The sequence below is a fragment of the Alteromonas sp. IB21 genome (assembly GCF_016405965.1).
In the GTDB taxonomy this organism is placed as follows: domain Bacteria; phylum Pseudomonadota; class Gammaproteobacteria; order Enterobacterales; family Alteromonadaceae; genus Alteromonas.
In genome coordinates, this window is record NZ_JAEFCD010000013.1 from 1 (window position 1) to 12729 (window position 12729).

At 44.7% G+C, this 12729-nt stretch carries 13 protein-coding genes; 3 read left to right on the forward strand and 10 right to left on the reverse strand.

Annotation, left to right across the window (positions count from 1 at the left end):
• From JC525_RS10330 to JC525_RS10355, 6 genes are all read right to left on the reverse strand, one after another.
• On the reverse strand, positions 1-460 hold a 460-nt coding region (locus JC525_RS10330; protein ID WP_332874101.1), incomplete at its 3' end, for a DUF1206 domain-containing protein.
• A gap of 316 nt (positions 461-776) precedes the next feature.
• Positions 777-1238, reverse strand: a complete 462-nt coding sequence (locus JC525_RS10335) for a hypothetical protein (protein ID WP_198815770.1) — start codon at positions 1236-1238, stop codon at positions 777-779.
• Between the two features lie 153 nt (positions 1239-1391).
• Entirely contained in the window at positions 1392-1979 is a 588-nt protein-coding gene (locus JC525_RS10340) for a YqaA family protein (RefSeq protein WP_198815771.1), read from the reverse strand.
• 24 nt (positions 1980-2003) lie between these two features.
• Positions 2004-3296: a metal-dependent hydrolase family protein gene (locus JC525_RS10345; RefSeq protein ID WP_198815772.1), complete on the reverse strand. Its 1293-nt coding sequence runs from the start codon at positions 3294-3296 to the stop codon at positions 2004-2006.
• A 148-nt stretch (positions 3297-3444) separates the two neighbouring features.
• Positions 3445-4029 (reverse strand): DUF1285 domain-containing protein, encoded by a 585-nt coding sequence (locus tag JC525_RS10350; RefSeq protein ID WP_198815773.1) that lies wholly within the window; start codon positions 4027-4029, stop codon positions 3445-3447.
• Complete coding sequence (locus tag JC525_RS10355) at positions 4016-4876, reverse strand: DUF3014 domain-containing protein (RefSeq protein ID WP_198815774.1); 861 nt, start codon at positions 4874-4876, stop codon at positions 4016-4018. Before JC525_RS10355 ends, JC525_RS10350 begins: the two co-directional genes overlap by 14 nt.
• Positions 4877-5246: 370 nt before the next feature.
• On the opposite strand from JC525_RS10355, the gene JC525_RS10360 reads away from it, so the two are divergent.
• Both JC525_RS10360 and JC525_RS10365 read left to right on the forward strand, forming a co-directional pair.
• Entirely contained in the window at positions 5247-5639 is a 393-nt protein-coding gene (locus JC525_RS10360) for a hypothetical protein (RefSeq protein WP_198815775.1), read from the forward strand.
• 122 nt (positions 5640-5761) lie between these two features.
• Entirely contained in the window at positions 5762-6070 is a 309-nt protein-coding gene (locus tag JC525_RS10365) for a DUF6482 family protein (protein WP_198815776.1), read from the forward strand.
• Between the two features lie 12 nt (positions 6071-6082).
• On the opposite strand, the gene JC525_RS10370 is transcribed toward JC525_RS10365, so the two are convergent.
• The 4 genes from JC525_RS10370 to JC525_RS10385 form a co-directional block, all read right to left on the reverse strand.
• Complete coding sequence (locus JC525_RS10370) at positions 6083-7450, reverse strand: ABC1 kinase family protein (RefSeq protein WP_198815777.1); 1368 nt, start codon at positions 7448-7450, stop codon at positions 6083-6085.
• A gap of 252 nt (positions 7451-7702) precedes the next feature.
• On the reverse strand, positions 7703-8122 hold the full coding sequence (locus tag JC525_RS10375) for a hypothetical protein (protein WP_198815778.1): 420 nt from the start codon (positions 8120-8122) through the stop codon (positions 7703-7705).
• Between the two features lie 267 nt (positions 8123-8389).
• Positions 8390-8974 (reverse strand): DUF6702 family protein, encoded by a 585-nt coding sequence (locus tag JC525_RS10380; RefSeq protein WP_198815779.1) that lies wholly within the window; start codon positions 8972-8974, stop codon positions 8390-8392.
• The gene (locus JC525_RS10385) at positions 8964-11426 is read right to left on the reverse strand and encodes a M1 family metallopeptidase (protein ID WP_198815780.1); all 2463 of its coding nucleotides are present in this window, start codon (positions 11424-11426) and stop codon (positions 8964-8966) included. Before JC525_RS10385 ends, JC525_RS10380 begins: the two co-directional genes overlap by 11 nt.
• A 195-nt stretch (positions 11427-11621) precedes the next feature.
• Here JC525_RS10385 and proB point away from each other — a divergent pair, with 195 nt between their 5' ends.
• Positions 11622-12719 (forward strand): glutamate 5-kinase, encoded by a 1098-nt coding sequence (proB, locus tag JC525_RS10390; protein ID WP_198815781.1) that lies wholly within the window; start codon positions 11622-11624, stop codon positions 12717-12719.
• Positions 12720-12729: the final 10 nt, after the last annotated feature.

Here is a 12729-nt window from a genome sequence, read left to right on the forward strand (position 1 = left end):
AAATCAGTGATCGGATTGAACCGAAATGGGTGATCGGAATGGGCCGGAACATGCACCATTCGTACTGAAGTAAGTACTCACTAATTTCTTTACTACTTCCTTGTGAAGACGAGCTGCTTTGTATTTTAAGTAGGGTTTTCCCTCCCGCATATGCTGCGGCAAAGTAAAAAGCACCTGAGACAAAGAAAAAAAGTTTATTAATAATATGAATAAAAAGACTGTCGTCTTCTGATTTATCTTCAATAAAAATTTGAAGCCAGCGCCATAAGGCGTAACACGCAAGGCCTATGACAAGAATACATAAGAAAATCTGACCAAGGGGCTGCTGCTTTAATGTAATAAACACATTGGACTGGGAGGCTTTTTCACGGTTCAGCGTGTTCAGTACAGAAGTCAGGATGAAGACACCAAGCATTACGTACATAACAGTCTTTGCGCTATACCCTGCTTTAGCTGTCACTTTCTTCCATTTAAACGAAGTTTTCACAGTTCCTTCTCATCACTTTTTAGCAAAATTAATAGATTACTTTCAAGTGATGTATCAAATTGTGTTCCGCTTTTACGTTAACTTTCTGGGCTGTTTGCCGCGGCTTGTATTAACAACTTTTGTAAAACCCGTTTACTACGAGCGCAAGTGCAGTGGATATCCGTCATGTGCAATACTTCTCCGCTTAACATTTTTTGTAATACTGAGGCTTTGACGTTCAGTGAAACAAATCCTTCGTCATTTGAATTTTGGTTTGGTGTCATTGTTTTCCCCCTTTTTATCGTTCCGCTTAATGAAGTGCTTGAGACATCGGCTGACTTACCTCGTTGGGTAAATAAACATGCTCGAGGGTTTGCTGTATTGCTGCGATAAGTTTGCAGACTGATGGGCGGGTAGCATGAAGTGGTAATATTGCGATTAACTGCTGCTGACATTCTTGTAATATAGCATGAGCCTCTCGTTTTCTTTGCGCTTCGGTAAGTAAGGACGACAGATACATACCCACGGTGCCAAATGCGATTACATCTTCTTGAACCGTCCTCTCCTTGTCAGCCGATATGGGTTGCAGCGCGCACAGAATGGTTTTCGCAGCCTCAAAAGTTTGGTAACCGAGCTCGCGTGCGTGTTCTAGCCTGCCTTGCTGACGCGCCTTTTGGGCCTGCGCCTGCATGGAAAGGCGATGTTGACGTGCATCTGAAGGGTTTAATTGCAGCCACTTTTTGTAGACTGGACATAGACGCTGAGTATTCATAAAAGCACCTCCTGTTTTTTACTACATTAATGCAAATAAGAATCATTATCAAATGTAAAGTTCAAAAAATCTATTCGATTAATTACTGTTTCAGAGAAGCTGTTAATCAAGCGGTAAGCATTGCTAGATGAAAGGCCCGAAGCGCGATTGTAATTATGCTATTACATTAGATAGCCACCATAGTAGAAGCACGGCGAGAGTGATAACGATCACCGCTTTCATTTTATAGCGTTTAATGAGCTGTTCGGCCTTATCCCCAGCGTAATACACGACAAGCGCAAGGCCAAAGTAACGTATTGCTCTTGCTATAACGGTGGCTAAAAGAAACAGAGGCAGTGAAAACTTGGTTGCGCCTGCAGCAAGCATGGCAACTTGAAAGGGAATAGGGGCAATACCAAGCGTCATAACAAACCAAAAGCCTTGGCTTTGCATGTTCTGTTTAACATTCTCGAACTGGTCTTGGCTGAAAAACGTGTCAATCAGCCACTGTCCAATCATATCAAACAGGTAATAACCAAGGGCGTAGCCAAATATGGCTCCGATTATGCAGCCAATCGTTGCCATGAGTGCGACTTTCCAAAGCGACTCACGTCTTGCCTGCATCAAGGGAACCATGACGGCTTCAAGGGGAATAGGCACTATGGTTGATTCTAAAAATGATGCTAGCGTAATACCTTTAAGCATATGTTTAGAGTCGATGAGCTTTTTGGTTTTGTCTTTAACCTTTTTACCGAGTGCCATGTAATCCCTACTGCTAAATTGTCTCTATTGCTTATAAATAACACCATCTTTCATTACAAAAGACACCTTCTGGATAAGCGTAATGTCGTCTAGCGGGTTGCCGGGCACTGCCACAATATCAGCTAATTTGCCTTGCTCTAACGACCCTAAAATATCGCTAATACCTAGTAGCTTAGCGCTATTAACCGTCGCGCTAAGTAATGCATCAGCAGGTTTCATACCCGCCTCTACCATTAGTGAAAATTCCTGAGCATTGTCACCATGGGCCGACACACCGCTGTCTGTACCAAAAGCAATTTTTACACCCGCTTTGTGTGCTTCAGCGAAAGTATTTTGAATAAGAGGGCCGATGGCAGCGGCTTTTGGGCGAACTAATTCAGGAAAAAAACCGTCGATTTTCGCTTTGTCAGCAACGAACTTTCCGGCCAAAATTGTCGGTACGTAGTACGTGCCATGCTTTTTCATAAGGGCTCGAATCTCATCATCCATAAAAGTGCCGTGTTCGATGGAATCAACACCCGCCTCAATAGCTCGCTTCATCCCCTCTTTTCCGTGAGCATGCACCGCGACTGTCATACCGTAGTCTTTCGCGGTGTCTACGATAGCTTCTAACTCGTCAGTCATAAACTGTGGGTTCTGACCACTTTTAGCAACACTGAGCACGCCTCCTGTTGCGGTAATTTTTATAAGGTCTGCACCGTCTTGATAACGGGCTCTTACTGCCTCACGGGCTTCTACTTCGCCATTGGCCACGCCTTGTTTAGGGCCAACGTCAGGCCGTAGTAAGTGCGACATACCGTTACTTGGGTCGGCGTGTCCTCCCGTTGTCGCAATAGATTTGGCCGCAGTATAAATGCGTGGCCCTGACGCGTATCCTTTGGTAATTGCGTTTCTCAATGCAACGGTTTCATTATGACCATCGCCAAGATTTCTAACGGTGGTAAAACCTGAGTTGAGGGTTATTTCTGCATAGTTGGCTGCCCGTAATGCGTAGTCAGCTTCATTCAGCGAAAATCGTTCTAGATAGGTTTGAGGCCCGCCATGTTGCGACGATAAATGCACATGCATATCCATCAGTCCTGGCATGACAGTTGAGTCTTTCAGATCGATAACCGTGTCGCCTTCTTGGGCTTGAATAAACCCCTTCTTCACGGATGAAATAGTATTGCCATCGACAATGATAGTGATGTTATCTTGAAGTTGTTTCGAGGTGCCTGTAAATGCTTTTCCCGCATGGATTAGCGTTGCTGCGGTTGCACACAGAGACGTTGACATTAGGGCACTGGCTACTGCTAACGAAATGAGAGGCTTATTCATGATATAGGTCTTCTTGTTGATTGTTCTATAGACTATATCGAATGTAATTCACCCGTTGTTATAACGCAAAGCAAAGCGCTACTAACGGCGGTTTTTCCCTGATGAGTGACCTTTTATATCTATTTTCGCGTCTTTTTTGCGTATTTTGCTATTTCGGTACTTCGCCAAGTACAAACCGTTGACTATTCGAGGTTATATAAAAAGATGTGAGACCATCATTTTGCTGCTCGGAGGCATTCTCAAGCAGTTGATAATAAACATTTTGATGTAGCCTAGCCCACAGGTTCCTGCGAACGCATATATAAGGGATTGGCGTTGCTTGTGGGTCTTGTATCGCCTTTGGCGGCACCCTAAGCTCAAGTTGGTGGGCTGCTTCTAGTCTTATCTCATCACCGGTTTGTGTTGTGAATTGATACACATTGCCACCTGTTTTTTCGTCTTTTTTCTTCTCCCACTGCGTGACAAGGAAAGGCGTGTCTTCAACGGTGATACCCACCTTTTCAACGGGCGTAACGAGAAAGTAGCTGTCCCCTTCCCGTTTCAATACGGATGCAAAAAGTTGAACAAGACTTGCACGTCCAATAGGGCTTCCTTCATAAAACCACCGGCCATCTAACGCAATGGTAAGATTAATATCTCCACAAAAGTCGGGGTTCCACTTTTCAACAGGAGGTAAAGGGCGCGCTTTAGATGACGTGCCCTTCAATTGCTGTTGAAACCTAGTTAGATCCACGCGCTTCCACCATAACCTTTAATTCGCGAAGTTTCGCTTTAATGCGGCGCATATTGTCCGGGCCAGTGCGAAGCAGTTGCTTCTGAGGTTCATTTAAGTTCTCTAAACGCTCATCAGCATACTTATAAGCAACGGAATCTGTGTATACCTCAACGGGAACAGGAACCTCAGGCGTATCCAGAAGTTGGTCTATAGCCTGGAGTAGCACCTTGTTGAAGTCTTCGTTGGGGTTACCAATTTCTGAAAACTTAGCTTGGATATCTTCTTTGTATATACCGTAAATATTGAGAAGCGCTTCATTATTAAATGACTCCAACATATCTACATAAGGCGTGTATCGTTTATAGCTTGCCGCATCTATCCATTGTTTGCCCGCTTGAGAATATACGCGGAAGTTTTGCTCGGGAGGCGTGAGCAACTGATGGTTAGGGGCCATCTCATCATTAGCTAAATTAGTCACTGATACCACGAAGCGTTGAATGAGGCCTTCGTTTACCAGCATGCGATTAACCGTTTCTTCATCGGCAGACGAGCTTTCTACTAATGAGGCTTTTACTGCTGGATCACTAGTATCAAGTGGTTCAGGGTCTGGCTCCATAGGTTCTGGAAGTGGCTCTACTTCATCTTTTTCTTCTAACTCAACGGTAGGTGCTGGTTGAGACGGTTCAAAGATTTCCGGTTCTTCGGAAGGTGTTACCTCTGGCTCAGTGACTTCTGACTCAGGATTGATAACTGTCTCTGGCTCATCTTCGCTGGGCCAAAAAACTACGGCCAGAATTACGATAAGAAGAATGCCAACAATAATAAAATGTGGGCCTAACGATTTCTTTTCTGACGATTCGCTCATAATGACTCCGCTACAAAAAATATCCTTTGGATAATACTACCAGACATAACACTTAAATTTAGAAAATCAATCAAGAGAATTGTTCCCAAACGTTGCAAATTCCTTATTTAGAACATCTTTTTAACGTGAAAAAGTCAGTTTTCGATTTGTTTAAACAGAAAATTAGAGGGATTTATTTATTTCGACGGAGCTTGGGTGTCCTTAATATGTAAACAAGTGCTGTGTTTTTGAAACAATTGTTTAACAAAACCTATTTATGTACTAATGTGTTGATTCGTAAACCTTAAGTGTCAGCTATCTACCAGACTAGGAGCATGTTGACAGAAAAACGGGGGCGAAAGTACGTTATGCCACTTACAGGAAATTAAGCGTGAATAAATTTAAGCAATATCACCCAAAGCTCCACTTCGCCGTAAAGCGCTACAGTCTTTTGCAATATGTAATCATGCTGTGTATCACGGCCTACCTACTTGTAAACATAACTAGCTTGAGCATAGAACATCAGTTAGTCGCGGTTGCTACCGTGGTGGCTATGAGTATTCAAAATGGGTTTATCCTGTCTAAAGCGAAAGTTGCGCTTGCCTTGGAAGGGCCAAGGTTGCTTGTGTTTCCGCTTATGTGGGTGGCCTCTGGAATGGGCATGGCGGCAACGCTATACAGCGCGTCATCAATGGTTTCATTGCTTGTTTTGGCTAATGCGGTACGGCATCGCAATCATAGACGGCCTCTTAATTTATCAAATGAACCCGAAAACCTCGTTTAGCGTATATAGGAAGCTTTTTCATCGATAGTGTGTTTTTGCTGGTAGCGTAGAATAGAGATAACGATTTACCGCAGAACGAGGTGGAAGGCACAAACCTGTACGCTGTGTTTAAGAGGTAGATAATGCATAAATTTTATTTTCGGAATATAGAAGATACGCCAACGACTATCGAATACTTAGAAGTTCAATCTTATGAAATGAATGTGTATCTGGTCTATCTGTCAATTGGTAATCAAAGCGGCATGCTTTACGACAAGAAAGATAAGCCTATGCGCTTTTTTAGTGCCGGCCACATACGTGAAACCTTTGCTCACTGCCACGTTCAAAAAGCGGTGATGAAGCATGATACGCCTTACGATGAAATGATTGGAAATCCTCCGAAAAGTAAAGAGCAGATGGCACTACCTTTTAGTATGGACTTGCCTTATTAGTCTTTTTGCCGCTCAGCTTTGTAACCATGCACTAGCGGCTTTTTGCATATTCACCTGCGCTTTTAATCGTTTGGCCAGCAGGAACAAGCCACCAAGCTTTCTGTGAATGAACAAGGCGTCTACTGGTGGTGTGTGCCAGAAGTTATGCTCCATGGTAAGCGCCATGCCTTTTTCGTGAAGTCGGGTGATAAGGTCGCTTCGACCAAAATCATACGCCCCCTCGTGTCTAATAGCTTCACAGGCTTCCATACCAATACTAAGTACGGCGTCTATTTGCTCTTGAGAATGACTGTCATCAATCAGCCCAATTGATAACGCCGCCTGCTGCATGCCAACGTTATCGTTTTGAGCTGCACTATTTAACAGCGATTGATACGCTGTCGCTATCGCATCAGGTACCTCTCGCGTGGCGCCAAAATCTAACAATACCATTTCCTTGGTGTCAGGTTTAAATCGGTAATTGGCTAGATTTGGGTCGCTTTGAAGCAGCTTGAAGTTGAATATTTCATTAAAAAATAATGTCATTAACGCCGTCATTACTGCATTTCTTATTTCTTGAGGTTCTTGCTCCAACGCCGCTAATTTTTGACTCTCTATGAAATCCATTGCTAACACGGTATCGGTAGTAAGGGGGGCGTAGGTTTTTGGAATAACAAAGGCCGAGCCTAGCTGCAAGTTGGCGTTACAATTTTGGACCAGCTTACGATAGCGATCGAGCATTTGAGCTTCGCGCTCATAATCCGCTTCTTGATGAAGTTGCTTTTTGGCGTCTTCCAATAAAGGGTCGATATCAAGCGACTTAGGAATTAACCCCGTTAATTTTATAAGGGTAGCTACATTGTCAACATCGCTATCAATACTCCTTCTAACGCCGGGGTATTGTACTTTAACCGCTAAAATAGTGCCGTCCATGGTAATCACTTTATGAACCTGACCAATGGAAGCGGCAGCAACAGGCGCAAATGAAAAATAGAGCAAATCGTCTTGCCATTTTTCACCCCACGCTTTGCTCAATGTTTCTATCAACTGATCTTTTGGCATGGGGTCGGCGTCTTCTCGCAATCTACCTAGAATAACAGCGAGCTCTTCAGGTAAAAAATCACCGGCATCCATTGATATTAGTTGGCCAAGCTTCATGGCCGCTCCACGCATACTAGCAAGTTGATCGGCAATGTTTGAAACATTCTTGGGCGTAAGCAGTAGCGAAGACAGCGCAGGCTTCTCCCCCCGCAAGAGTTGACCCGCACCTTGACTTATAACGTTCCCCGCAATTTTCCCGGCCAAAGCGCCCAAACGACCTATGCGAGAAAGTCGCGATGAAGGGATTGCTTTGCTGGGACGTGGTGTCGGGTTATCAGTACCATTAGATTTCTCTGCCATAAACTCACTCAGGTTTGGTCAAAAGGCGAGACTAGAATATTTATCACGGCATGTACAAAAAACGAAACGCTATGCCCCAAATTAATATAGTTTTGATACTCAAAGATTAGGGTTCTGGATCGTGGAAAGAGGTGATTATTAAGTATGATTCACCTTATCGTCAGCACGCGTTGTTATATCCCGAGGGCTACTTGTTCACCGTCGGTGTTTAAAGCAATCAGTGCGAAAAACAGAGGTAGTGGTCACCCTGCCCTAGATGATTTGAGAAATGAACTGAATAATTAAGCCAACTACGCTTCCATAAGCAAAACCCGCCCAGCCATTCGCCGATCTGTAACGCCAAAGCGATGCGCCAAAGAATCCACACCATAGCATCGCCGCATAAGTGGATATGAGGCCGCCGCCCATGCCAGTATCTGGTAAAAATAGCATGACGACAAAGGTCAGCGCCATGGCACCACTAAGTAACACCCACATCACGTTTTTCTTATCCGCAAACACGTTGCGATTTGTATTCATCGACGCATTAGCATCTTGTAAGTCTTCGGTGTTTTCAGCTTGCTCGGCACGCTCCAACGCTTTCGCAGAGCGCTTTTTACGCTCACTACGCTCGCTTCTTGATTGGGTTTTCTTGACCTGTGAAGGCAACGTTGTTGCAGCGCTATTGGTCATGATGTACCTCATTAACTGTTTCAGTAACGTGTTTGTCCACAATCAAGATAGTGCATGATTGCGAAAATCACTATAAGACTTCGGTCTCACATGGAAAGTTGCGGCCATGGTTTTTGACATTCGACGGTAATACTAAAAATAGGAAGAATGGGCATTAATCAATCGAAAGATAGTCTTTGAATACGTCAACAAAAAAAAGCCACCAGCATTCAGAGTTTTTCAACAGTGAAAGCGGGTGGGCTTTTAATAATTTTATACCGCTATGTATTAGTGATGGCCGCTTTTTTGGCTTTTAAAACTAACTTCCAGCAAGTTTACGCTATCAGCAAAGGTTAAGGTTTTAATGTCGCCCTTACCTTCTACATTGATTGTATTCACCTGTTTTGGCCACAAGTCACGCAAAGCGTCGTGACGAATTTTAATGCCTTCTAGCACTGGCGGTTCAGCGGTTTCTTGGTAAACCCAAAAGTGTTTACCTTCAACTTCAAAACCTACATCGGCAAGCTTTAACGGTGTACCTTCAGCATTCAAAATCGCGAAGTGCTGGGCAACGTAATCAGCAAATTGTTGCTGCGTGTCCACGTCATCCATAATATCAGCGTGTTTATCAAACAAGGCTTTTACCGCATGCTCAGCATCATGCAAATTAAAACGGTGCATCACTTCAATATTTTCTGTTCTTGGGTTGAACAGTACTGTGGTGATGGCCGCTTTTATTTGATGAGCATGAACGGCAGTGCTGTAGAACGTTACGCTGACTAATAAAGCAGCCGTTAAAGCAACTACACAAACGCTGGCAAGCAGAGCATCAGTGCTCTGCTGCAAGCGGGTCAAAGACAACTTATTCGTCATCTTTTTCCTCATCGTCAGTTTTTAGCTCGGTTTTCGAATCGTGCATAAGGTCGCGGTACTCGTAAGTATTACGCGGCTTATTCTTATACGCTTCAATACGCGAAGGAATGATACGACGTGGATAGTGGTTGTTTTCCACGTCTACGTCAGCCGTTTCCCAGTGCGGGTCGACTGTTACGCTCACTAGCTCTTTGTCCTTATCGGTAACAATAAGCTTGCTTACGGCTTTAGGCGTACGACGCCAGATTTCTGCTGGAATGCGCATTTCTTCTTTCGTGCCGTCTTCAAAGGTTAGTTCAAGGATAATGGGCATTACCAAACCACCTTTGTTGCTGAAATCTAGCACGTAGTAGTTTTTGTCTTCTTTAACCGCACGTTCGAACGCTTTACGTTCCCAAGGCTCAAGATCTTTTAAGAATTTCTTGTACTTATTACGCTCTTTGTTAGTTACGGTGAAACGATCGTTTTCGTCGTAGAAATCACTGATATCTTCAAAGCGGTCTACCCAAAGTTTTTTACCTTCTTCTTTGTTGCGAATATCGGTAAGCGACTTTGGTTTTTCCATTTCCGCTTCGCGTTCGCGAGCAAAGTCGATATCTGGGTCTTCAGTGTCTAAACGCAGCTTATATACGCTGTCTAGGCTAATGTCTACGTGATCGGTAGTATAGAACCACCCGCGCCAGAACCAATCAAGATCTACACCTGACGCTTCTTCCATGGTGCGGAAGAAATCAGATGGTGTAGGACGCTTGAACATCCAACGCTGCGCATATTCTTTAAACGCAAAGTCAAAAAGCTCGCGACCAAGAATGGTTTCACGAAGAATGTTAAGTGCTACCGCTGGCTTAGTATAAGCATTAGGGCCTAAACGAAGTACTGAATCAGACTGTGTCATAATTGGCACTTGGGTTTGAGACTTCATGTAGCCTGTAATATCGCGAGGCTCAACACCCCATGGAATAGTTGGATCCCATTCACGACCGGCAACGCCGTCTAGGAAGCTGTTAAGACCTTCATCCATCCATGTCCACTGACGCTCATCAGAGTTTACCGTCATAGGAAAATAGATATGACCTACTTCGTGAATAACTACGCCAATAAGGAAGCGCTTTTCAGCTAGGGAGTAGGTGCGTGAACCATCGTCACGAAGCTCAGTACGCGGGCCGTTAAAGGTGATCATGGGGTATTCCATGCCGCCAACCGGGCCATTTACAGACTGGGCAACAGGGTATGGGTAATCGAAGCTAAAACGGCTGTAAACATCCATAGTGTGGATGATCGATTCCGTTGAATACTTCTGCCATAGTTCGCCACCTTCTTTCGGGTAGAAAGACATCGCCATAACTAATGGCTGAGTGTCGCCACCTTGTTGGTAGCCACGCGCATCCCACGCGAATTTACGCGAAGAAGCCCATGCGAAGTCACGTACATTATCCGCTTTGAAGGTCCAGGTTTTAAGCTTAGTCGTCCCCTCTTTTTCATTTTCAATGGCTTCTTCTGGAGAAACGATGAATACGATGCGATCAGCGGTCTCGGCCTTTTTCAGACGGTCGCGCTGCGTTTTAGTAAGCACGTCTTTTGGGTTTTGGAGTACGCCCGTTGAGGATACGATGTGATCCGCAGGTACGGTAATATCTACCTCGTAGTTACCGAATTCTAGCGTGAACTCACCACGGCCAATAAACTCTTTATTTGTCCATGCTTCGTAATCTGTGTATGCGGCTAGACGCGGGAACCATTGAGCTAACAAGAAAATGTCGTTGCCGCCTTCGCGCTCGTCATCTGGGAAGTGCTCATAACCCGCGCGGGCTGAAACGGCGTCTTCCTCTACAATGTTGAAAGCGAAATCAATATCAAAGGTAACTTTGCTGCCCGGCTTTAATGGTTTAGCAAGGTCAACACGCATCAGCGTACCTACAACGGTGTGACGCAAATCGTTACCCGCTTTATCTTCAACGCGGGAAATGGTGTAGCCCAGTTCATTGTCGTCAACAAACTGCTGGCGGCGCAGTGCACCCATGCTTAGCTTTGCTGGCGCATCGCCGCTAGCCGCTTGTGTACCTGGACCACGGTTGCCAATGCCACCGAAGGTGGTAGTAAGCGCTGACATCGAATCATCACGGAACTTGTTTTGATCAAGCTGAATCCACAAGTACTTAAGCGTATCTGGCGAGTTATTGTGGTAAGTAATGGTTTCACTTGCTTCAATACGGCGCTGGTCTTCAAGTAGTTTTACATCGATATCGTAATCTACTTGCTGTTGCCAATATTGATGACCTGGTTCACCTGCCGCGTTGCGATAAACGTTCGGAGTAGGTAGAACTTCGTCTAGCTGACGGAATTTATCTTCAAAATCGCCTTTCGTTTGTTTTATAGCGGCGGTACTAGGAAGAGAAATCAGCATAGACAACACTGGCGCTAGCCAGAATAAGTGTCGTTTTGCGGTGCTCATGCAGTTTCCTTGCAACTTGTAAGTTAAAATTGTTATAAAATAACGTGGTCAAGTATATAAGCATGCTTACCACAATCCAATTTTTTGGCCGTAAACTAACCATGTTTTAACGCAAAAAAACTGTAACAGAACGTTTTGTTTCGCGCTTTAACTGTCGTATTCTTAACCCCTTGTTTTCTTTTTTTCTTTCCCCTCATGAACCGTTTTAGTTGGCAACGTGCCGTTATAAAAGTAGGCAGCGCGCTCATTGCGCCAGAAGGTAATGAATGCAGCGGTCGTTATTTACTGTCTCTCGCTCGGTTTATTACCGCCAGCCGGGAAGCTGGAAAAGACGTTATTTTGGTTTCGTCAGGAAGTGTCGCGGCCGGCAGAAGCAAAGTGAAGGTTCGTCACAACGCGTCAATTGCAGAGAAACAGGCCATGGCGGCCATTGGTCAAACCTTAATGATGGCCAACTGGCAGCGCTTTTTTGATTTTCCCTGCGCACAAGTATTGTTAACTGCTGACGATCTGCGGGATAGAACGCGCTATGTCAATATCAAAAACACATTACGAGAAATTCTGAATCACAATGCGCTGCCCATTGTGAATGAAAACGACACCGTAGCGGTGAACGAACTTAAGGTGGGAGATAACGACAACTTGGGCGCCTACACCGCATTGGTAGCCCAAGCTGACACCTTGATTATTTGCTCAGACATCGACGGCTTGTTTACTGCGGATCCCAGAAAAGACGCCACTGCGACACTTATTCCTCAGGTAGATAAAATAGACAGTACAATTTATAGTCTTGCAGGTGGTGCTGGCACTTCGGTCGGTACAGGCGGTATGCGTACGAAAATTGAGGCGGCAGATAAGTGCACTAGTAGCGGTATTCAAACCCTTGTTGTAAATGGTAGAAAAGGAGAAACCTTTGACGCGTTGCTAGAGGGGAAGGTACCGGGCACGCTTTTCAGTGCAAGCAGTTCACCCGCAAGCGCTCGTCGCTTATGGCTTACCCATACGCTTAAAACGGCGGGGAAAATTGAAGTAGACAGCGGCGCAAAACAGGCATTAGTGGCTAGGGGAGCGTCTTTATTACCCTCTGGCATTATTGATGTAACGGGTCACTTTGAACAAGGTGATGCAGTAGAAGTGATGTGCGAAGACCAAATAATAGCGAAAGGGCTTTGCCTCTATAACGCAAAAGACTTATCCCTCATAAAAGGTAAAAAGTCGAAAGATATCGCCAGTGTGTTAGGTTATGAAACGAGTGATGTCGCAATTCATCGCGACGATATGGTGCTGTATTAATACGGTCTAC